This is a genomic window from Acinetobacter legionensis, from assembly GCF_057165765.1.
On record NZ_CM169896.1, the window covers coordinates 3,863,788 to 3,885,161 of the forward strand.

At 39.3% G+C, this 21,374-nt stretch carries 21 protein-coding genes and 1 pseudogene; 11 read left to right on the forward strand and 11 right to left on the reverse strand.

The genetic code is table 11. The features are described 5' to 3' along the window. Positions 1-12 precede the first annotated feature (12 nt). The 5 genes and pseudogenes from AC2G3J_RS17605 to AC2G3J_RS17625 all read right to left on the reverse strand — a co-directional run bounded on the left by AC2G3J_RS17605 (position 13) and on the right by AC2G3J_RS17625 (position 4,493). Positions 13-819, reverse strand: a complete 807-nt coding sequence (locus AC2G3J_RS17605; protein WP_336952178.1) for a putative hydro-lyase — start codon at positions 817-819, stop codon at positions 13-15. Between the two features lie 19 nt (positions 820-838). After that, positions 839-1,597: a LamB/YcsF family protein gene (locus tag AC2G3J_RS17610; protein ID WP_483770377.1), complete on the reverse strand. Its 759-nt coding sequence runs from the start codon at positions 1,595-1,597 to the stop codon at positions 839-841. Between the two features lie 35 nt (positions 1,598-1,632). Continuing rightward, a pseudogene (locus AC2G3J_RS17615) lies at positions 1,633-2,884 on the reverse strand (NRAMP family divalent metal transporter). Positions 2,885-3,215: 331 nt separating this feature from the next. Continuing rightward, a complete protein-coding gene (gene mumR / locus AC2G3J_RS17620; RefSeq protein WP_336952181.1) occupies positions 3,216-4,124 on the reverse strand; it encodes a LysR family transcriptional regulator MumR in 909 nt (302 codons plus the stop codon). A 123-nt stretch (positions 4,125-4,247) separates the two neighbouring features. Then, entirely contained in the window at positions 4,248-4,493 is a 246-nt protein-coding gene (locus AC2G3J_RS17625; RefSeq protein WP_004718047.1) for a SlyX family protein, read from the reverse strand. A gap of 35 nt (positions 4,494-4,528) precedes the next feature. Here AC2G3J_RS17625 and AC2G3J_RS17630 point away from each other — a divergent pair, with 35 nt between their 5' ends. Further along, on the forward strand, positions 4,529-6,439 hold the full coding sequence (locus AC2G3J_RS17630; protein ID WP_336952182.1) for an ATP-binding cassette domain-containing protein: 1,911 nt from the start codon (positions 4,529-4,531) through the stop codon (positions 6,437-6,439). 122 nt (positions 6,440-6,561) lie between these two features. Here AC2G3J_RS17630 and AC2G3J_RS17635 read toward each other — a convergent pair whose 3' ends face one another. Further along, positions 6,562-7,011, reverse strand: coding sequence for a GNAT family N-acetyltransferase (locus AC2G3J_RS17635; protein ID WP_336952184.1), 450 nt, complete (start codon positions 7,009-7,011; stop codon positions 6,562-6,564). Positions 7,012-7,376: 365 nt separating this feature from the next. Here AC2G3J_RS17635 and AC2G3J_RS17640 point away from each other — a divergent pair, with 365 nt between their 5' ends. Next, positions 7,377-7,592, forward strand: coding sequence for a hypothetical protein (locus AC2G3J_RS17640; RefSeq protein ID WP_224964682.1), 216 nt, complete (start codon positions 7,377-7,379; stop codon positions 7,590-7,592). A 127-nt stretch (positions 7,593-7,719) separates the two neighbouring features. Here the strand turns inward: AC2G3J_RS17640 and AC2G3J_RS17645 are convergent, their stop codons facing one another. Next, the gene (locus AC2G3J_RS17645; RefSeq protein ID WP_419327058.1) at positions 7,720-8,697 is read right to left on the reverse strand and encodes an acyltransferase family protein; all 978 of its coding nucleotides are present in this window, start codon (positions 8,695-8,697) and stop codon (positions 7,720-7,722) included. Between the two features lie 37 nt (positions 8,698-8,734). Then, positions 8,735-9,286, reverse strand: coding sequence for an O-acetyl-ADP-ribose deacetylase (locus tag AC2G3J_RS17650; protein WP_483770378.1), 552 nt, complete (start codon positions 9,284-9,286; stop codon positions 8,735-8,737). Between the two features lie 117 nt (positions 9,287-9,403). Between AC2G3J_RS17650 and AC2G3J_RS17655 the strand changes: the two genes are divergently transcribed. Both AC2G3J_RS17655 and AC2G3J_RS17660 read left to right on the forward strand, forming a co-directional pair. Beyond that, a complete protein-coding gene (locus AC2G3J_RS17655) occupies positions 9,404-10,339 on the forward strand; it encodes an LpxL/LpxP family acyltransferase (protein ID WP_483770379.1) in 936 nt (311 codons plus the stop codon). Positions 10,340-10,535: 196 nt separating this feature from the next. Then, the gene (locus AC2G3J_RS17660) at positions 10,536-11,099 is read left to right on the forward strand and encodes a PM1805 family lipoprotein (protein ID WP_336952189.1); all 564 of its coding nucleotides are present in this window, start codon (positions 10,536-10,538) and stop codon (positions 11,097-11,099) included. A gap of 37 nt (positions 11,100-11,136) precedes the next feature. Here the strand turns inward: AC2G3J_RS17660 and AC2G3J_RS17665 are convergent, their stop codons facing one another. Then, a complete protein-coding gene (locus tag AC2G3J_RS17665) occupies positions 11,137-11,454 on the reverse strand; it encodes a hypothetical protein (RefSeq protein WP_419327055.1) in 318 nt (105 codons plus the stop codon). A 331-nt stretch (positions 11,455-11,785) separates the two neighbouring features. Further along, entirely contained in the window at positions 11,786-12,904 is a 1,119-nt protein-coding gene (locus tag AC2G3J_RS17670; protein ID WP_336952192.1) for an endonuclease/exonuclease/phosphatase family protein, read from the reverse strand. 185 nt (positions 12,905-13,089) lie between these two features. Here AC2G3J_RS17670 and asd point away from each other — a divergent pair, with 185 nt between their 5' ends. The 5 genes from asd to truA all read left to right on the forward strand — a co-directional run bounded on the left by asd (position 13,090) and on the right by truA (position 19,045). After that, positions 13,090-14,208, forward strand: a complete 1,119-nt coding sequence (asd, locus tag AC2G3J_RS17675) for an aspartate-semialdehyde dehydrogenase (RefSeq protein ID WP_056516877.1) — start codon at positions 13,090-13,092, stop codon at positions 14,206-14,208. A 162-nt stretch (positions 14,209-14,370) separates the two neighbouring features. Beyond that, positions 14,371-15,876: a FimV/HubP-related protein gene (locus AC2G3J_RS17680; protein WP_483770380.1), complete on the forward strand. Its 1,506-nt coding sequence runs from the start codon at positions 14,371-14,373 to the stop codon at positions 15,874-15,876. A 47-nt stretch (positions 15,877-15,923) separates the two neighbouring features. Beyond that, positions 15,924-17,216 (forward strand): T4P machinery localization factor FimV, encoded by a 1,293-nt coding sequence (locus AC2G3J_RS17685; protein ID WP_483770381.1) that lies wholly within the window; start codon positions 15,924-15,926, stop codon positions 17,214-17,216. Between the two features lie 48 nt (positions 17,217-17,264). Then, positions 17,265-18,239 (forward strand): asparaginase domain-containing protein, encoded by a 975-nt coding sequence (locus AC2G3J_RS17690; RefSeq protein WP_483770382.1) that lies wholly within the window; start codon positions 17,265-17,267, stop codon positions 18,237-18,239. A gap of 8 nt (positions 18,240-18,247) precedes the next feature. Beyond that, complete coding sequence (gene truA, locus AC2G3J_RS17695) at positions 18,248-19,045, forward strand: tRNA pseudouridine(38-40) synthase TruA (protein WP_105713977.1); 798 nt, start codon at positions 18,248-18,250, stop codon at positions 19,043-19,045. A gap of 88 nt (positions 19,046-19,133) precedes the next feature. Here truA and AC2G3J_RS17700 read toward each other — a convergent pair whose 3' ends face one another. Next, on the reverse strand, positions 19,134-20,144 hold the full coding sequence (locus AC2G3J_RS17700) for an AraC family transcriptional regulator (RefSeq protein WP_004718084.1): 1,011 nt from the start codon (positions 20,142-20,144) through the stop codon (positions 19,134-19,136). A gap of 228 nt (positions 20,145-20,372) precedes the next feature. Between AC2G3J_RS17700 and infA the strand changes: the two genes are divergently transcribed. Further along, positions 20,373-20,594 (forward strand): translation initiation factor IF-1, encoded by a 222-nt coding sequence (gene infA / locus AC2G3J_RS17705; RefSeq protein WP_004718087.1) that lies wholly within the window; start codon positions 20,373-20,375, stop codon positions 20,592-20,594. A 360-nt stretch (positions 20,595-20,954) separates the two neighbouring features. Further along, on the forward strand, positions 20,955-21,356 hold the full coding sequence (locus AC2G3J_RS17710; protein ID WP_419327050.1) for a hypothetical protein: 402 nt from the start codon (positions 20,955-20,957) through the stop codon (positions 21,354-21,356). Positions 21,357-21,374: the final 18 nt, after the last annotated feature.

The window sequence follows — 21,374 nt, forward strand, 5'->3', positions numbered from 1 at the left end:
TCCTTTCTTGTCTTAACGCATCCACGCACGATCAGGTATGTCTGTAATCAACATATGTCCTGGTGCATGGCTAATGGCAAATGGGATTTTCGAGTTCATGATTGCCGCTTGAGGCGTTACACCACATGCCCAAAATACTGGAATTTCACCCTGTTCAATACGTGAGGCATCACCAAAATCTGGCTGATTGATGTCGCGTATTCCTAAACTTTCAGGATGACCAATATGTACGGGAGCACCATGAACACTCGGCATACGCGCCGTAATTTTTACCGCCTCAGCTATTTGATGGGCAGGAATGGGGCGCATAGAAACCACCATATTCCCTGAAATACGTCCAGCAGAAAGGCATTCGATATTACTCAAATACATCGGTACATTGGTCTTGTCATGGATATGACGCACTTCAATCCCTGCGTCTTGTAAAGCTGTTTCAAAGGAGAAACTACAGCCAATTAAAAAGGTCACTAAATCAGGATGCGCGTTATAAAGCTCACTCGCATCAGTGAGCTCATCAACCATTTCACCGTCTTTCCAAACACGATATCGTGGAAAATCAGTGCGAATGTCTGTGTCAGCAGCCAATCGAGAGTGGTATACGCCTTCTTCCAAAACATCTAACACAGGGCAACTTTGTGGGTTACGCTGGGCATACAACAAGAAATCATATGCCCAGTCTTTGGGTACAGAAATCATATTCACTTGTGTCATTCCAGCAGCCATTCCTGCTGTGGGTTGATCAAAACCCGCACGAATTTGTTGTCGCGCATCCAATGCAGCTTTTAGTTGAACTGGATCGACTTTAATCTCTTTAAACATGTGTATTGTCCTTATTGTTTTATGCACAAAATGAACGAACTTGAATGTCGTTTTTTAACAGCTCAGCTTTAATCGCTGCGGAAATTTCTAATGCGCCAGCAGTATCACCATGTAAACAAATCGTATCGGCTTGAATTGGAGTAAAGATGCCATCAATTGACTCAACCCCGCCATTTTTTAACATCGCAACAACACGTTTTGCCACAAACTCTGCATCATGCAAAACAGCACCCTCCAAACGGCGTGAAACCAGTGAACCATCACGGTTATAAGCACGATCAGCAAAGGCTTCTGAAACCACTTTTAGACCTGCCTGACGTGCTTGTGCAACCAAATTTGACCCAGCCAAAGCAACCAGTACCAATGCTGGATTATACATTTTAATGGCTTCAATCACGGCTTCGGCTTGTACGGGATCTTTGGCTACGGTGTTATACAATGCCCCATGCGGCTTGACATATTGCACTTTGGAGCCAGCAACTTTTGCCAAACCATCAAGTGCCGAAATTTGATAGAGCACATCTGCAATCAGCTCGTCTTGAGACAGATCCATATTACGGCGACCAAAACCAACCAAATCTGGGTAGGAAACATGCGCACCAATCGTGACATCTAATCGCACTGCTTGTTGAAGCGTTTTCAATATTCCCAATGGGTCACCTGCATGGAAGCCACAGGCAATATTAGCACTACTGACAACAGGTAAAATTTGCTCATCATTGCCCATTTTCCATGAGCCAAAACTTTCACCCAAGTCACTATTTAAATCGACATACATTGTGATCATTCCTTTTCAATTGAGTGTGAAGTTGATTAAAGCTTGGTGAGGTAATTAAATACCGTCGTGAATGACATATAACCCATCCACCATGTGAGTAAGCAGGTTAATACACCCAAAACCAGCAACCATTTTGGATAATTATAATTGCCCATCATGTCTTTACGACATGCCGCAACATAGACAAAAATCGTTAAACCAATTGGTAATACCAAACCATTAAAACCACCCACAAAGATCAATAAGCCCGCTGGTGTTGCACCTAGAATCACGTAAAGCAACAGGGCTAAAGAGATAAAGCTAATCGTGAGGTAATTGGTATGTTTGGTGGTTAAGTTCTTTTTAAATGCGGACATAAACGAAACAGAGGTATAAGCTGCACCAATTGTGCTACTGATTCCCGCTGCCCAAAAAATCAAGCCAAACAGTTTAAAACCAAATGTACCCGCAGCATATTGGAATGCTTGCGCAGCTGGATTGGCATCGTGACTTGCTAAATCGATATTTGCGCCGCTGACCACAACCCCTAAGAATGCCAAGAACAATACATAACGCATGATCCCGACCACCACAATACCTTTGGTTGCGGCTCTGGCAACTTCATCAATATTTTCTGGTCCTACAGCACCTTTGTCCAATAAGCGATGCGCGCCTGCGTAGCAAATATAACCACCCACTGTACCGCCAACAATGGTTGTAATGATTGCGAAATCAATTTGATCAGGTGCAAAAGTTTGTTGAACGGCTTGCCCCACAGGTGGCATGACAATAAATGCAACGATCACGATCAAAACAATTTTGAGTAAACCCAAAATAATCATGCTCTTGTCCATCGCCAGTGTGGCTTTTCTGGAGGCAAAAATCAGAATTGCCAAAGCACCGCTCAGCACGCCGCCGACCTTGGTATCCAACCCAAAGAGTGCATTTAAGCCCAGTGCAGCACCTGCAATGTTACCGATACTAAAGAAAAACCCACCTAAAATAACCAGAAATGCGAGTAAGTAACCACTCCCCGGTAAAGCTTTATTGGCAATATCAGAAGCGCGCATTTGCGTTAAGGTAACTACACGCCAAATGTTTTGCTGAACAACGTAATCAATAATGATCGAAACTAGGATTGCAAAGCCAAATGCAGCACCTAATTTCACTGTGAATACAGCGGTTTGGGTTAGAAAACCTGGCCCCATCGCCGATGTTGCCATCATAAATATAGATGCAACAATTGCCCATTGGCGGTCAGATAAAAAAGAAGATTTCAATAAAGACATGTAGGCGTTCCTCATCCATTTGAGCTTAATCAACGCTATTTCAAGTGAAACAAAGAACATCTATTTTTCTAAAATATGAAATTCTTTAATCCTTTAAACTTTTAAGATTTTTTGGTTATGCTGAACCAAATCTGTATTTCAAATAAAAGCATAGGCGAAGGTGAGTCACAATAAGACTTTATTCAAAATTTATTAAACGTAAGATATTGAATTCATATGTTTTTATTATTTTTAAAATCATTTAATAATGAATATTTATCACTTTCTATAAGTTCTCATTATCAATATTTCATATTTTTGCAATTTTTAAATCAAAACCAAAGCCGAATAAAATGCCGTTTTATTCTTCACTATCTAATTTTATTATTCAGCTTTTTCATGGCATTTTCCGAAGTTAAAACCGCTAAATCGGTCAACTTTTCTTTTAATGCGGTGTTATTGCCTTGTGTATAGATTGCGGTAAAGTGGAATGTCTTTAATTGGATTGGCGTATCCAAAATTTCCAATCGCCCATCTAAAATTTCTTTGATTGCCGTTAGTTTAGGTACCACTGCAATCCCTAAACCTTGTTCAGCTAAACGTAATAATGTGACCAATGAATAACTTGTAATGGATAGTGGTTCATCTATCTTTTGTTCTTTCATTTTTGCTTTGAGCTCTTTATAAGGATAGGTAATTCTTGGATAGGTTAAAATGGTATGCGACATCAATGCCCGCAATGACATCTGCCCGATTCCACCTTTAAATGAAGGTGATGCCAGAAAGCTTAATTCAAAATCACACAATGAACGTTCTATACATTCAAAAGGCAAAGTTGGCCCCAGTAAAAACGCCATATCCAAATCACCAGTGCGTACACCTTCTTGTAAATCTGGAGTTAAATTCACCACGATTTCAATGGAAACTTTTGGAAACTCTTGCTGGACTTGCTCCATATATTCCACTAGCCAAGTATGGACAATCGTTTCGGAAACCCCTAAACGAATCGTTCCTGTTAAATACTGACTTTCTGTGAGTTCAGCCACTAAGTCTGTTTCCAGTCGCATAAACTTTTCAGCATATTTAAATAAGGTCATGCCCTTATGCGTGGCTTTTATTTGACGAGAACGGCGATCAAGCACTTTAAAACCGAGATCATTCTCAATCGCAGTAATTTTTTGAGAAATTGCAGGCTGAGTCGTTTGAAGCTTTGTTGCGGCTTTATTAAAACTGTTTAAGGTCACCACCCAATAAAATGCTTCGAGGTTTTTTAAGTTCATAATCCATCTTAACCCACAAATTTAGCGCTTGCGTTATGCAAATCCTTTGCCAATACCATTGCTATGTGTGAATTTACTCTTGATTCAGCACACCTCAGCCACTCATATTTCACTTTCGTTAGATCAATAATGCGGAGGACGATTGGTCATTGGGTCAAATGCTGCAATACCTTCTGACAAATCAGCAGATTCTATACGTTGGTAAATTAACTGCATTTGTTTTTTTAAATCAGCGATTTCCAAGCTTTGTTGCGCTACTTGATCATTTAATTGTTCGACTAAATCATCTAAAAATGCAATTCGGACTTGCAAATCTTCTATGGGTGCGGAAAATGACGCCTGATCATCAATATTTTTATGTTTAGTCATTTTTAGTCCTCAGTGTGGGATGTTTAGGAAACCGTATGGCCTATATTACTATAAGGGATGTCCAACTTGCGTTTGGTGGACCTGCCCTGCTCGATGGCGCAAACTTCAATTTAGAACGAGGCGAACGAGTCTGTCTGATTGGTCGTAACGGTGAAGGTAAGTCTACTTTACTCAAACTGATTGAGGGAAGTTTATTGCCTGATCAAGGTGAAATTGCATTACAAAATGGTATTACAATTTCTATGCTTGCTCAGGATGTACCGATGGATTCGGGCAAAGTTGCAGATATTGTTGCCGAAGGTGCAGGAGAAGCCGCGCTCGTCCTAAAAGAATACCACGAAGCCAGCGATGCTTGTGTATTAGGTGATATGGAAGCTTGTGATCGTATGGGCAACCTACAACATAAGCTGGATTTGCTCGATGGTTGGGCATTAGAAACCAAAGTAAATTCTATCTTGAGCAAAATGGGCTTAGATCCTGAAGCGGATTTAGCTGATTTATCAGGAGGGCGTAAACGCCGTGTACTTTTAGCACGTGCATTGTTGACGCAACCTGACGTTTTATTACTTGACGAACCAACCAACCATTTGGATGTAGAAAGTATTGAATGGTTAGAGAAATTCTTACTTGATCAAAACAATCTGACCCTGTTATTTATTTCCCATGACCGTGCTTTTGTTGACAGTATTGCGACTCGTATTGTGGAATTGGATCGTGGTATTTTACGTAGTTATGAAGGTAACTACTCACGCTACCTCGACTTAAAAGCACAACAAATGGAAGCTGAAGAAAAGCAGAATGCGCTGTTTGATAAACGCTTGGCTGAAGAAGAGACTTGGATTCGTCAAGGCATCAAAGCACGTCGTACCCGTAACGAAGGTCGTGTACGTGCATTAAAAGATTTACGTGAACAATCTAAAGCACGTCGCTCACAACAAGGTAAAGTGAGCATGGCAACTCAAGAGGCAAATCGTTCAGGTAAATTGGTGTTCGATATTGAACACTTAAGTGTGGCTTTTGGTGATAATGCACCAATTATTAAAGATTTCTCTGCATTAGTACTACGTGGCGACCGTATTGGTTTAGTGGGTGACAATGGTGTAGGTAAGACCACCTTGATCAAAGCAATTTTAGGTGCACTTGAACATGGTGGTTCGGTAAAAACAGGTACACAACTTGAAGTGGCTTATTTTGACCAATTACGTAATGCGCTAGATCTTGAAAAATCAGTAATGGCCAACGTGTCTGAAGGCTCAGACTTTGTCGATGTTAATGGTGGTCGCCGTCATATCTACAGCTATTTACAAGACTTTTTATTCTCGCCTGAGCGCGCACGTACTCCTGTCAAAGCACTTTCAGGTGGTGAGCGTAATCGTATCCTTTTGGCGAAGTTATTGCTTAAACCGTCTAATCTTATCGTAATGGATGAGCCAACCAACGACTTAGACATGGTGACTTTAGAATTACTTGAAGAAATGTTGAGTGATTATAAAGGGACTTTGTTATTGATCTCTCATGACCGTGCATTTATGGACAATGTTGTGACATCAACTTGGGTATTTGATGGTAAAGGCAATATCGATGAATACATTGGTGGCTATCAAGACTATCTAGAACAACGTCCAGATCAGCGTGTTGTCGATCAGAAAAGTGATGTAAAAAAGGCCATTGCTAAAGCGGAAGCTGCTGCGACGCCTGCTGAACCAGCTGTTAAAAAAGTGAAGTTGAGTTATAAAGATCAACGTGCTTTAGAACAGTTACCCGCAGAAATTGAAGCTTTAGAAAAAGAACAAACTGAACTAACTGCAAAACTTGCAGATGGTTCTTGGTTTGTGACTGATGCAGATGCAGCCACCAAAGCGTCGCAACGACTTGGCGAGATTGATGAACTGCTGCTTGAAAAAATGGAGCGTTGGGATGCATTAGAAGAAATGACCAAAGGTTAATTCTTATAAAATCTTTCAATAAAAAACTCCGCAAATATGCGGAGTTTTTATTGAGCCTGCCGACATTGAAACCAACAACATTGATCAATCATCTTATAGATATACAACACATATTTTCAGCTTTATGTATTAACCAGATTTAAGGACATTGGAACATAACGTAACCCATGATTTTCAATGGTTTCATCTTTCACCACAAAGCCAAATCGTTCATAAACAGGTTGTGCATTACAGCTTGAATTTACCGTAAATACTGAAACACCAGACTTTTTCACCTCCTGCAAAATAAAGTCCCACATTGTTCGGCCAATTCCCTGAGCTTGCTTCTCTTTCGATATAAAGAAATGAACCAAATGGGCCGGATTCTTATACGCAATAACACCGATCATCTGCTGATGATCGCTATAAACAAAATAGTGAATTTCAGGATTCTCAAGCATTTTTTCAATCATACTTGCGGAAAACAGTTGTCGCCCACTGTCATTAATTGCAAACTCATCAATAAAAGGCGCAATCAATTGAGTAATTGCAATTAAGTCCTTAATGGTTGCTCTTCTGATTGTCTTATTCATGTGAGGGGCATTCCAATAGTGGAGTAGCAGTAAAAGATCAAAATGCTCAATTTAAGTCTGTAATCAGAATTTCGTTATCTAAATAATACTTGAAATGATATATAACAAACTCCTTCATTTTTAAAAATAAACGCACTTATTTAAATGGCTTAGTTCAAGTTAAAATGACGGCAATACTTTACTAATTAAAATTAAATAAAACTTAAAAAATCAAAGCACTTACCATTCCCCACTCATCTTACCAATGATCATTTCATTTATACTGAATTTCGCTACAAGCACTTCATGATGTTTCCATACAAATCCACCAAGATATGATTATCGAATCTAGTTCAGATCTCGAATTATTTAGTGAGAATATGATCATGAAAAAAGTTACATCATTACTTGTTGCAGCATTCACCACAGCAATTTTCGCAGGTTCTGCAATGGCAGCAACTCCAGCACAGCATTCGACTCAAGCGGTTAAAACCCATCAAATGCAAAAACAACATAAAGCTGGCCATAGCCAAAAACACCATGCCGCTGCACAAAAATCAGCAACAGCAAAAAAAGTAGAGGGTAAAGCAGCAACCAAATAATCCACTTTAAAACGTTGTTTTAAAACTGTCGCTTTATAAAATTATGATCCTCATGCTTAAAAGCTACACCAACAGTGTAGCTTTTAAATTTTTAGCGAATGCTCTGGATCGCTTCAAATCCATTCAGCTACTTTAAACCAAACTTCTCAGCAGGCTTGATTAACCATAAGGATAATTTTCTTAATAAAACATCAAAAAATTGCTGTTGTAACATCCAGCAAGTCAATACAGATAAACCAATACAAATCCCAATTTCCACAAAAATATGAAAATCCAGTTGCCAATAACGTGCAATCAACATCACCACAAAACCATGTAGCAAATACACCGCCAAAGTGTTTTTCCCAAGTTGCACACAGCCAATATTCAATAATTTTGTCCATGCAAACATCGCGAAAATGCCCAAACTCGACATCAATAGACAGCCTATTCTGATCCACGTACCATCCCACATACTTACCTTAAGCTGCTGATAACTTAAACTGCCATATAACCAAAATGGGTTGATTTGGGTGAAATATACCAAGCTTGCAATGCCCATCACGATAAATCCAGCTAAAACTTGAGTGAATTTAAATTGCTGAATTTTCTCGACAATGGTTTTGCCATAAAGCGCACCCACAATAAAAAATGGAAAGAAGCTAAAAATTCTTCCGATAGAGTATTGGTAATTGTTCCAAGGGCTTAAACCGATACATAAAGCAAGAATCAGTGCAATCGGCAGTGCAAATTTTGTTTTTATCAAAAAATGGGTAAGCGTTGTCCATACCATCATGCCCAACAGATACCATAAGATCCAATAAGCTCGTTCAAAAAAATTCCAACTAAGTTGAAATTTACCTGACCAGATGGCATCAAATGCAGGAAATAGAATTTGAAAGGGCAAATAGAGCGAGACAAAAAATAAAATATTCTTAAACCACTTACTGTCTTTAAACAACATGCCCGAAATAAAGATAAAAGCAGGCATATGTACAAAATAAATCGTACCTAATAAGACATGATCAAGCGGATCTTTCCAACCGATCATGCGTTCTAGAAAATGCCCGAGCACCACAAGAAATATCAGTGTTGCCTTACAACTGTCTAAGTAGGTATTTCTCATCGCAAGGTTGTCTAGAATAATCAGTGAATAACTGTAATTATATACCTAAAACATGTACGTGCTTTTGGTCAATCTCAGCAAGATGCTGGCGATAGATTTTAAAATTTTCCAAATCAAAACACACGAAACTGACTTCCTCTAAATTGGTCGTCTGGGTTAAAAACTTAGTCACGCTGTTTATGGCAATAAATGCTGCCTCTGATTTGGGAAAACGATACATGCCTGTTGAAATATTCGGAAATGCCAGTGTTTTTAGCTGATATTGCTCAGCGAGTCTTAAACTGTTCAGATAGGCTTTTGCAAGAAGTTCATTTTCAGCATGCTGTCCATCTTGCCAAGTGGGGCCCACGGTATGAATCACATAATTACAGGGCAACAACCCCGCTGTGGTAATCACTGCTTCACCAATTGCACACCCCCCCTGTCTGGCCTGAATCTTTTGACAATCCTCCAAAACAGCTACCCCACCTTTACGATGAATCGCACCATCCACACCACCACCGCCAAGTAACGAGCTATTGGCAGCATTCACAATTGCATCCACCTTTTGAACTGTAATATCACCTTGAATTAACCGAATTATTTTCACGTCATGCTTCCTTGCTTATCCTCAATGAGAGTGAATGACATCTTGAATTTTCTTCTTTAAACCGCTTCATGCTACACTCCTTTCAGTTTTAACTGCCCCAAAATTTACAAAACTGCTATGAGTAAAAAGCATCAATACGAGCCTGGAAAATTTTATTGGGCATTTTTACATCCGAAATATTGGGGAATCTGGATTGCGATTGTATTTTTGATGATGCTCGCAATTATGCCTTGGGCAATTCAGTATCGCTTAGCAACACTGTTGGGCAATATTGCCTTTGACCGACTGAAATCGCGTCGTGAAACAACAACGCGTAATTTAGAAGTCTGCTTTCCAGAATGGTCGCCTGAACAAGTCATCGACAATTCAAGACAAGTCTTTGTTGATCAAATGGTCGGGGTCTTTGAAACCTTAAATGCATGGTACTCACCACAATGGTTTAAAAACCGTGTCAGTATTCAAGGTCTAGAGCATATCCGACAAGCCAAACAAAATGGTCAAGGCATACTGTTACTCGGCACTCATAGCACCATGCTTGATGCTGGTGGTTATTTATGTGCACAATTTTTTGAACCCGATGTCGTGTATCGCCCACAGAATAATCCTTTACTCGATATGCTGATTTATCGTTGTCGTGCAACGATTTATAAAGCGCAGATTGATCATGATGATATGCGTGGATTGATTCGCCATCTGAAAGAAGGTGATGCGATTTGGTATAGTCCAGATCAGGATTTTGGATTAAAACAAGGGGTGATGGCACCATTTTTTGGTACGCCCGCTGCAACGGTAACAGCACATCGACGTTTATTGAAAATATCAAAAGCTGTCGCGATCCCACTGTATTTCTATCGTGATGGTGATATAAAAGATCCAAAATACCATGTACTTATTGAACCTGCTGTTGATCCATTACCCAGTGAAGATGAAATGGATGATGCGATTCGTGTCAATAAAATCATTGAAAATCAACTACGGATCGCGCCGACACAATATATGTGGTTTCATCGTCGCTTTAAAACACGTCCCAAAGGCTATGAGAAAATTTATTAATTTTGAAAGCTTTCGTTTTTAACAATCAGGAGATATAAAAATATCTCCTTTTTTATTTTGGTCATCTAGCGTTTAAATACCATCGTTCATGGCGAACTGCGTCTAGTTACATATGCCCACTTTCTTGATTAAACAATGCGAATTAAGATTTATCAATAATAAGCTAAATACATTCAAATTTAAGGAAAATAAAACCATGAATATCATCAATAAAGTTCTTTTTTCATGTTTGATCAGTTCCAGTTTGATATTTACTGCATGCTCAGAGCAAAAAGCAGATATCGCCCAAAACAAAACCTCAGAAACTACGTCTAGGGTAACAACTCAAGGCAATTGGAAAAGCAAAGCGACTGAACTGAGTACAGCCAACGCAACAGAGATTACAACAGACTTGGCTCAACTTAATCAGATCATCAATCATGCAAATACTCAAGCACTTCAATTAAGAGCGGAGCTTCAATCAGCTGCTTCCCAACCTGAAAAGCGCCAGCAGATTTTACTCAAAGCCAATGATATACAAGCGAAAACTCAACAACAAATTATGGCATTAAATTTAAAAAGTAGTGAAGTACAAAGTCTACGCACACAGATGATTGATAATTTAATCACCAGCCAGAAAATGTATACGCTTTCAACAGCCTCAGATTTTAATCCAAATGCACCCAGTGATGAATTTAAGCAACTTGGTAAACGTTCAATAGCTCTTCAACAAAAAATTTCTGCTGAAATAGACGCCTTAAATCAACACTATGGAAAATAAAAACAATCTGGATCATAAGCGGGTTAAGTAGAAAGACCTAACCTTTCCATGCTCGAAAACGTGCCATCGCCCAAATCACATAAGGCCAAAAAATCATATTGACTATACTATGGATACTTTCCCAAATACGCCAATAGCCTCTACCAAAAATATCTGCGCGTGCATTAAAGATTTCAATTACAAATGCAAGCACAACTGTGGCGATAATCGCAAAATTTGATTTAAGTTGTCTTTTATGAATTGCAGCAACAATAAAATAAATGATTAAACCTGCATAGATAAATAAAGCATCACTACTTAAACCTGTAAAATGTTTAAGACTTGAAGCGAATTCTTGAACTTTTGCGAAAAACATAGCCACTCTTTTTTATTTTCAATCTTATCTGTTCTAAATTATATACCACAAATAAAGCATAACCCGAGTTCTGCATCCTGCAAAACTCGGGTTCATGAGGTTGTGCTTTCACATCTTATTCTTATTTTCTTGGTTATCCATTCCAACATCAAATCCTTGATGATTACTCCATCGACTTCGTCTTCCTTAGTGAGATTTTCCGTTCTCATTCCCTGTGTCGATAAGTAAAGATTAAAACGAATATGCTTTTCATGCTATCCGCTTAGGGCCTAAATCCATGTAAGTAATTGCTTACAAAAAATAGCCATTTTTTAATTTTTTTGTCAGACAATCAGGTTCCAACTTTATAACTTTGCGCAATTTCATCGGTTACCCGCTTTTCCTCTTTCTCTGCTTTTTCAATTCCTTCTTGAATCGCCTCTTGCGCTTCACGCTCATCCGCGTCTGTTTGCTCCAACTCTTCTTGAGTCTGCTCAAAAATACGCCCTGTTTGTAATACTACATAAATCGGAAAATGATCTGAACCCACATGAGGCAGCCGTTGCATATGCACTAAAGCAAAATCTGTACTATGAAATAAATGATCCAAAGACCATCTCAAAAACTTATAGTCAGCATGGAAAGTGTTGATATATCGACGCCCCACACGTGGGTCAAGCAAACCACTGATACGCTGAAATAAACGCGTTGTGCGTGACCAAGCAACATCGTTTAAATCACCCATAACAATACAGCTCTCATCCAAGTCTTTAATCTGATCCCCCACAATAAGCAATTCAGCATCACGTAAAGTCGAGTCTTTGGCTTCTGTTGGGCTTGGTGGTTTGGGATGTAAACAATACAGTTGCACTGCTTGCCCAGATGGTAAAATCACCGTGGTATGAATAGATGGAATTTCATCACTGAGAATGAATTTAACCTCTGTATCGACCAACTTGAGTTTGCTATACAAATGCATCCCATAGAGGTTGTCTAAAGGTATAGCCACACGATAAGGATAGTCTTTTTCAATTCGAGCTAGTTCATTTTGCCAAGTTTGATCAGTTTCAAGCGTCAAAACAATATCAGGCTGGTGCTGTTCAATTTGCTCAAGCAATAAATGATATTGATCATTCGGTGTCAATACATTCGACACAATCACTGAAATTTGCTGATCAGGATTAAGCTGATCTTTCGTCACCTGTTTAACTTGTTTCTTCCAAACGAAGGTATAAGGCAAAACCATCTTTAATTGAAAAGCTAAGGCAGCAATCAATAAAAATAAAATCACCTCACGGATCAAGTCCCAGGGCGCTGTCCAAAACAACATCAATACCATTGCAATCAGACCAACAAATAATATCTGCAAGCGTGGAAAATCAGCACCTCTAAACCACCATTCATCACGGGGAATCAGTGACCAGAAACTTAGCCAAATCACAATCGACGCAAGTACTTCTATCCAAATCATATTTTGTCACTCTTATATTCTTAATTTTTGCATGATTCATAAATTAATATCAATTTTGCATGTATCATAAACAAGATATATTGCACAATATAGTGGTGTTTTCATTGTGTATGCTATTGCAGTTACACACCCTTTTGATACACTCAAACCCCCTTTTATTTTTTAACGCACCGAGGCAAAGTGGCATGAAAGTAGGTCTGGTCGGTTGGCGCGGGATGGTTGGTTCTGTCCTTATGCAACGTATGGTTGAAGAGAATGATTTTGCTCATTTTGAGCCATTCTATTTCTCTACCAGTAACGCAGGTGGTGAATCTCCTGCTTTTGGTGGTAAAACTGCTCCAGCACTTATGGAAGCGACGGACATTACCAGTCTGAAGCAAATGGATGTCATTATTACCTGTCAAGGTGGCGACTATACATCAGAAGTCTTTCCTCAGCTAAAGGCTGAAGGTTGGAAAGGCTATTGGATTGATGCAGCTTCTACATTACGTATGGATGATGAAGCAATTATTGTACTCGATCCAGTCAACTTAAATGTTATCAAAGACGGTTTGGTCAATGGTATTAAAACATTTGTTGGCGGTAACTGTACGGTTTCGTTAATGTTGATGGGCATGGGTTCACTCTTCCAACACAATTTGGTGGAATGGATGACGGCGATGACTTATCAAGCCGCTTCGGGTGCTGGCGCGCAAAACATGCGTGAGCTGATCACTGGTATGGGGTATTTATATAACAATACTCAAGACTTGTTAGATGATCCACGTTCTGCGATTTTAGATATCGACAGCAGAATTGCCGAATTACAACGTGGCGAAGCTTTCCCGAAAGCAAACTTCGGTGTGCCTTTAGCGGGTTCTTTGATCCCTTATATTGATAAGCAACTTGAAAGTGGTCAATCTAAAGAAGAGTGGAAAGGTCAAGTTGAAACCAACAAGATCTTAGGTAATGCTCAGATTGTTCCAATTGATGGTCATTGTGTACGTATTGGTGCAATGCGTTGTCACTCTCAAGCCTTAACATTGAAATTGAAAAAAGATGTTCCGCTTGATGAAATTGAGGACATGATTCGTCAGTCTAACCAATGGGCAAAAGTGGTTCCAAATACACGCGATGCGTCAATGACGGATCTTACCCCAGTAGCTGTGACTGGTACTCTATCTGTGCCAGTAGGTCGTTTACGTAAATTAAATATGGGTAAAGAGTATTTAGGCGCATTCACTGTTGGTGACCAATTACTTTGGGGTGCCGCTGAGCCTTTACGTCGTATGTTACGTATCTTAATCGACTATAAAAATGCTTAAAGTCACAAAAAACTTATAAACAATGAAAAAGCCGATCTATCTTGATCGGCTTTTTTATGTAACTATGTTTATGTAACTCTAATGTTAATATTTTACATATAGACTACAGCTAAATATTGTATTATGGGGATGCCTTGAACTTTGTCAGAACAATGGATAGAGATGACTGTATATAACAAATTAAAAATTGCCATTTTAGCCATCATGACGTCGCAAGCGGTGAGTGCGATTACAATAGACCCGATCCAAGTTCAATCAGGGTCTGGTGATCTGCTTTATGCTGAAATGAAGTTTAGTAATGCAAATTCAAATGAAAAAATAGAAGTCGGATTAGCCGATGCAGATGATATTCAAAATATTGGTATTTCAACGCAAGCACCTGGACATTTAAATTTTTATACTCGTCGTTCTGGAGATGGCACTGGGGTGATTGTGATTACCTCATCTCGCCCGATTGTTGAATCTGAATTAAATATATTATTAAAAGTCAAAGAAGGGAGTGCGACCCATATTCAGCAAGTCAAAGCCCCATTGACCCGTGGGCGTAGCAACATTCCTGCTCTAATGAGCAATGCTTTAGTCAAAGAAAAGCCTCTGACACCTCAAATCATCGTCAGCGAAAAGGATATTGCATTAAATTTACCAACCAGTACGCAATACCACGTGACAACACCAGAAGTCTTAACTCCACCAGCTATAGCAACCAAAGCAACGATGACAACGGATTCAGCTGGTACTTTGGCGATTAATGTGATTGCACCACCAGCACTCAAAACAGAACAAAAACCAACCACAGTTGCAACAAACACACCGCCTGCGGCTACAACCAATACTCCAAACCTTCGTCAAAGCAATCATCAAAGCAGTGCTCAGAATATGCCACAAACAACGGCGGTAACTGTACAGCAAGCGCCTCAACCTCCAGCCGAAAAAGCACCAGTGCCATCTGCAAAAGCTCAGACCCCACCCGCCAAATTAGACGAGCAAAAAGCAGAATCACAAAAGCCAAAAGATTCCAAAGCTGAGACCAAGCAAGCAAAACCGAATGAATCTCACGTAGAGAAATCGAAAGCAGAGTCACAAAAAGCGCTCAAACAAGAAAAGGCCAATAAAGCATTAGATAAACAACCTAAGCATATTGTTCAGGCCAATGAGTCATTGTGGAAAATTGCATCGCGGATTGCAGCAGAAACCAATCAAAGCGTTCCAGAAGTCATGCGACAAATTAAAGCAAATAATGCCAATGCCTTTATTCAAGGTGATGTAAACCGTATTCGTCGTGGTGCTGCGCTCAATCTTGCAGCAAGCTATCGTCAAATACCACAAAGCAAAAATAAAGTTGCAACGGCTGGACCTGAAATTGCCAAAAAGCAATCGGGTTCTGCCAAATATCGCTTAGATCAAGCAGAAATGAGTTTAGTCGCAGATAATGAACAACCCGCTGTTCAGAGTCAAGGAAAGCAAAATACACAGTTGAATCAGACCACTACTGAATTATCTACAAAAGTTATGACATCTCGTGAAAAAACGGTTAAATTACAGAAGAATGTGAACCAACTTGCAGCAGGTTTACAACAAAAGAATCAGCGAATTCAATTATTAAATGCTCAGCTTGCCCAATTGCAACAGCAATTAAAACAGCAGAATGCAAAGAAACCAAATAGTTAGGATATTCAAAAATATTGATTCATTGTGCTCAATGAAGGGGAAATAAAATGTTGTTGTATGTGATTCCATTTGTTCTACTTTTGGTCGTGGCCATCGTTTTAAAAAAACGAGAAGATGCCAATAAAGAAAATACCAGCACCAATAACAAAAAAAGTAATCATAAAAAGACATCGAAAAAAAATGTAGCGCGTACCGCACGTACCTCACAGAAACAACATACGACTGTTGTTGAAAATGAAGTTGTTGTTAAACAAGCAACAAAACCATTAAGCCCCGAATTAAAAAAGAATATTGAAAGACTAATTGCAGAGAAAAACTATTTCTCTGCTGAAGCAAAGATCAATCAAGTTTTAAACCAAGACAATGCTCAACATGAACTATATCTTTATCTTTTAGATGTACATCTTGCACAAAAAGATGAATTTGCAGTGAACCAATTGATTAATCATATTCGTTCATTGGGCTTAGACGAAATCGTCATTCAAGCAGAAGAACGACAAAAAGCCAATCAAGCGGATCATCCGATTGAATCCATAGCTTTTGAGCCTTCAAGCCCTGTAGTACCTGAAATCAAAAATACAGCTGCCTTTGATGCCTTGATTGGAAATACAGAAACGATTTCACAACCAACAGTATCTGAAACTCAAAATCTTACCCATGTCGATGCGCTAGAATTTAACCACTCAACTGTCACTGAACAGAAAATTGATACAACTCAAGAACCCGTTGAGCCTTTAGAATTTAATTTAGATCCGGCTTCTCAAAAAGAAACAACACCAACAACTGAGTTTTCTTTCGAAACAGCACCACCTGCCCCAGAAGTCAAAACTGAAGCTGTCAAACCGTTAGAATTCACGTTTACAGCAAATGAACCTACAGCAGTTCCAGTTGAAAAAGCGGCAGAAGTTGAAATCGCACCAGAATTCAAACTTGATTTTGCTGAATCGATTACGCCAGTAGCTACTGAAGAAAGCACACCAGTACGTGATTTTGAATTTAAACTCACGCCTACTGAACCAGAGACACAGCCCACTTTTAATTTTGATCTAGATCCGAAACCTGAAACAGTTGAGCAAGTGCATAGCACAGCAACACTTAGCCTTGAAACGCCTAGTGAAGCTGAAACCAGTCTGGCCATAGATGCAAACGACCCATTACTCAATTCATTCCCTGAGCTGGCTCAAGTGAATGAAGTTCAATTAAATTTAGACCTTGCTCAACAATATCTAAATTTGGGTGCATATGCTTCCGTTCGTGAGCTACTCTCACAAAATGAAGCAGCGTATACCGCTGAACAACGCCAACAATCACAAAATTTACTCAATCAAATAGCTTCTTAAATCTATTCGTCTTAAGATAAAGCAGTCATGAATGGCTGCTTTTTTATTATGAACAAAAAAATTGCTTTAATTTACATGGGTGGAACTTTTGGCTGTATTGGCGAGCCTTTAGCGCCAATGCCTGATGCTGAGTTTATTCCACAACTCAAAAAGGTCTTAGCACCTCAGTTTAAAATTGAGTGCTTTAAGGCGCCCAGTATCAAAGACAGTAGTGCATGTACAGCCATTGACTGGCTTATGCTGATTCAACAAATACAAAGCCTACAACTCCAAAATTTCCAACACTTTGTCATTATTCATGGCACAGATACGCTCAGTTATGCTGCGGCGACCTTATCACGCTTTTTAGCTGAGTCCTGTCATGTCGTCCTTACTGGAAGCCAATATCCACTGCTCAATATTCAAGGGGACAATACTCGAGAATTCACCGATGCGCTGGATAATTTAAATACTGCACTGGATGCCGTCACTCGACTTCCTGTAGGCGTGTATTTGGCTTTCTACCATCAAGTGATTCATGCCAGAACCACATTAAAAGCCCATAGCACTGCTTTAGATGCGTTTAAAGGACTCAAAGCAGAACAACAAATAGCGGTAGATCATTCCGTCCTTCAGGTACAACTTTCACATCTCGAAAAAGCCAAATCGCTGAATATCATCAATTGGATGATGGTGCCGACTGAAATATTACAGTTTGAACGTAATCTGGAAATTTTCTCCAAACATGCTCCGCATTTTCTGATCATTCAAGCTTATGGGGTAGGTAATTTAGCCGTAAATGCGAGCATTATCCAAAAAATTAAAAGCTTGCAGGAAAATGGCTGTCAAATCATTTTATCCACTCAAGTCCCTCTAGGCGGCATGGATCAGCGCTATGCGATTAGCCAATGGATCAAAGATTCAAAAATTTTAGTCAGTGATGCACTGAGCCAAGCAGATCTTTATGCCAAAATTGTTAAAATTTATTTACAATACCCCTCTTCGGAACAATGGCATGACCATTGGTATGATCATCCTGAATAGAGGTATTTATGCAACGTTTTGCAATTGGTATTGAGTTTTGTGGCATGCGATATAAAGGTTGGCAAACTCAACAGCCTGGCGTACGTAGTATTCAGGAAACCATGGAAAAGGTGCTCAGTAAAATTGCCGACGAGCCTATTATTTTACATGGTGCGGGTCGTACTGATGCGGGTGTCCATGCGACCAATATGGTGGCCCACTTCGACACCAATGCGATTCGGCCTATACGTGGTTGGTTAATGGGTTCAAATAGTCAATTGCCCAAAGACATTTCAATCCAATGGATTAAAGAAATGGATAACGATTTCCATGCACGCTTTAAGGCAAAGGCTCGTCGTTATCGTTATGTGGTCTATCAATCGGCAAACCGCCCTGCCTTATTACATAAACAAGTAACACATGCCTATTATCCACTCGATGTGGATAAAATGATTGAAGCGGCGCAAAAATTTCAAGGCACGCATAATTTTGAAAGCTTCCGCGCTGCTGCATGTCAGTCCAATCAGCCTGTACGTCATGTCAAACATTGTCGCTTAATTCGTCATGGCAACTATCTAGTATTGGATATTCAAGCAGATGGCTTCCTACACCATATGGTACGTAACATCATGGGTTGCTTACTTGAAATCGGTCAAGGTCTATATGAAGTGGATCATATTGATGAAATTTTTGCGGCACAAGATCGTAAAGCGGCAGGAATCACCGCACCACCAGATGGGCTTTATTTTATTCATGCAGATTACCCAGAACAATTTGAATTGCCTAAAATGCCTTTAGGGCCACATTGGTTAAATATGCCTGAATAATTTTTTGGGGCTGCATATAAAAAATCCTTCTCAATAGAAGGATTTTTTATATTAAAACTGTTCAGTTCGTTTCCCACAAGCATACGATTTAACGCTGCTTACGCTTTCTATATTCCACAGGCGTTTCATTGGTCCAGCGTTTAAATGCACGGTAAAAAGTACTTGGCTCAGAGAATCCAGTCAAATAAACAATACGCTCAACACTTTCAGTGGTATTGGCCAACAGTTTCTTGGCTAAGCGACAACGATAATCAGAAAGAATTTGCTGAAAACTGGTATTGGCTTCCGAAAGCTGTGTACGTAAACGACGTGGGGTAATGCTGAGTTGTGCAGCAACAGTTTCAAGGGTTGTTTCACCACTTTCCAAGGTTGAACCTATCGCACGGCGTACTTCACCCACCAAATCATAACGTGCAAGCTCTTGCAGTTTTTCAATTGCAAGTTGTTCATGCAATTGCAATAACTCAGGCTCCGCTTGCCACAATGGATATTCTAAAATGGAAGGATCAAAATAAAGACGTGTCTCTTTTTGTCCTAAACTGACAGGACAACCATAAACACGATAATACTCACCATCAGAAGCGCCATTGGCAAAATTAAAATCGATGTAAATCGGTTCAAATCGTCCTTCAGTGATAAATTTAAAGAAGCGTAAAATCCCTGAAATAGCACATTCTGAAAAATGACGATTGACGATGTTCTCACCCCAAGGCTGTTCACCATTGGTTAAATAACAACGCCCGTCATCATCAATGATCAATTTGGCATGAAATGCATCGCTAATTAAACGTTGATAAGCCAAAGCTCGCTTTAAACCTTCGCCAAAGTTTTCACTTGAAATAAACAGGTGTTCGATCACTTGCCCACGATACAGTGGCAAGTGCTCTCCGAGGTGTAAACCAATATCTGGATCATTACTGACTTCCTCCGCAGCGACCCAAAATGCAAATTGTGCATTCAATGGTGTTCGAGCATTTTGGTCGACCTGACCCAATGCTACCCCAGCCTTTGATAATATTTCTTCTGTCGGCAATCCTGCACGACGGATCGCTTGATAGCCTAATCGTAAAACAACCGAAGCATCAGTTAGCTGACTCACGCAGTGCCCTTCCTTGTATGTTATTCATTTATACTTAAAACATTTAATTTAGATTACAGTCGATTGACCAAACTGACAATATTTATCCGCTTTTTTTTGTAGAAATTGTTTAACAATATGTTCGCTTATTTTCAAGTCATCTACCGCCTTGTAATGCCGAATATTCTTGTCTTTCTGTAAAAAATTGCCTATAATTTGCGCCTTTCCAATTTGATCATCAGGTAGGCTATGGCCAATAAAGAGGAACTTATCGAGTTCGAAGGCGTTGTCACCGAAACGCTTCCTAATACTATGTTCCGTGTGCGTTTAGAAAACGGTCACGAAGTGATTGCTCACATTTCTGGTAAAATGCGTAAACACTATATTCGTATTTTAACAGGCGATAATGTAAAAGTTGAAATGACACCATATGACTTAACTAAAGGTCGTATTACATATCGTGCACGCTAAGTTTTAGTGTAAGCAAAAGCCACTTTTAGGTGGCTTTTTCATTATCCACAAAATTTACCCTCCTGCTTACGCTTTTTAGTCGTCTAGCAATTATATATCTGACACATTAAAATCTGTTTCATATACCTATTTATCACTTGTAATCCATTTACTTCAAAGTTGATAGCACTAATTTGTTCTAAATTTTTAATACAACTGATCTTTTCACAGCTTCATCAGTTCTGTCTGTTTGACTCTATTTGGTAAAATTTATACGACTTGGTTTGCCCTGCAACCGATCTACATACATATGCGTGTATATTTATTATACTGAATAGAGATCATTTCTAAATTAAGTTAACTATGGATCAGGTGAAGCTTATGAAAATATATGTATGCATGTTTTTGTTCGCCTCTATTGCACTTGTTGGATGTAACAGCTTAAACACTCGACCTGCAAATTTAGATGAATATTTACAACAATTCATTGGTAAAAGCAGTGCTGAGATTCAAAGCAATTTAAACTTTAAGGCGATGGGTTATCAGGTAAGCGATAAAATCCAAACCACTAATAACGCGTTAAGCTATACCATCCTTAGACCAATCAATATCCCCATGGCAGGAGGCAATGCGACTGTAGGGTCAAATGGGATGGGTATGCCAGTGATTCGTTATGATACTATGGGCACGCCAAGCTATGACATTAATTTCAATTGTAAAGTTACTTTTAAATTAAAAGATGGTGTTGCTGAATCTGTTGAGTATTTAGGTCGAGCCTGTTAGCTATTTTAAAGCGAATCT

Coding starts and splice junctions, on each gene's coding strand:
- AC2G3J_RS17605 (WP_336952178.1), bottom strand. CDS start 819: ATGTTTAAAGAGATTAAAGTCGATCCAGTTCAACTAAAAGCTGCATTG.
- AC2G3J_RS17690 (WP_483770382.1), top strand. CDS start 17,265: ATGAACAAAAAAATTGCTTTAATTTACATGGGTGGAACTTTTGGCTGT.
- infA (WP_004718087.1), top strand. CDS start 20,373: ATGGCCAATAAAGAGGAACTTATCGAGTTCGAAGGCGTTGTCACCGAA.
- AC2G3J_RS17610 (WP_483770377.1), bottom strand. CDS start 1,597: ATGTATGTCGATTTAAATAGTGACTTGGGTGAAAGTTTTGGCTCATGG.
- AC2G3J_RS17655 (WP_483770379.1), top strand. CDS start 9,404: ATGAGTAAAAAGCATCAATACGAGCCTGGAAAATTTTATTGGGCATTT.
- AC2G3J_RS17685 (WP_483770381.1), top strand. CDS start 15,924: ATGTTGTTGTATGTGATTCCATTTGTTCTACTTTTGGTCGTGGCCATC.
- AC2G3J_RS17625 (WP_004718047.1), bottom strand. CDS start 4,493: ATGACTAAACATAAAAATATTGATGATCAGGCGTCATTTTCCGCACCC.
- AC2G3J_RS17645 (WP_419327058.1), bottom strand. CDS start 8,697: ATGAGAAATACCTACTTAGACAGTTGTAAGGCAACACTGATATTTCTT.
- AC2G3J_RS17680 (WP_483770380.1), top strand. CDS start 14,371: ATGACTGTATATAACAAATTAAAAATTGCCATTTTAGCCATCATGACG.
- AC2G3J_RS17665 (WP_419327055.1), bottom strand. CDS start 11,454: ATGTTTTTCGCAAAAGTTCAAGAATTCGCTTCAAGTCTTAAACATTTT.
- AC2G3J_RS17660 (WP_336952189.1), top strand. CDS start 10,536: ATGAATATCATCAATAAAGTTCTTTTTTCATGTTTGATCAGTTCCAGT.
- AC2G3J_RS17710 (WP_419327050.1), top strand. CDS start 20,955: ATGAAAATATATGTATGCATGTTTTTGTTCGCCTCTATTGCACTTGTT.
- asd (WP_056516877.1), top strand. CDS start 13,090: ATGAAAGTAGGTCTGGTCGGTTGGCGCGGGATGGTTGGTTCTGTCCTT.
- AC2G3J_RS17670 (WP_336952192.1), bottom strand. CDS start 12,904: ATGATTTGGATAGAAGTACTTGCGTCGATTGTGATTTGGCTAAGTTTC.
- truA (WP_105713977.1), top strand. CDS start 18,248: ATGCAACGTTTTGCAATTGGTATTGAGTTTTGTGGCATGCGATATAAA.
- AC2G3J_RS17630 (WP_336952182.1), top strand. CDS start 4,529: ATGGCCTATATTACTATAAGGGATGTCCAACTTGCGTTTGGTGGACCT.
- AC2G3J_RS17640 (WP_224964682.1), top strand. CDS start 7,377: ATGAAAAAAGTTACATCATTACTTGTTGCAGCATTCACCACAGCAATT.
- mumR (WP_336952181.1), bottom strand. CDS start 4,124: ATGAACTTAAAAAACCTCGAAGCATTTTATTGGGTGGTGACCTTAAAC.
- AC2G3J_RS17635 (WP_336952184.1), bottom strand. CDS start 7,011: ATGAATAAGACAATCAGAAGAGCAACCATTAAGGACTTAATTGCAATT.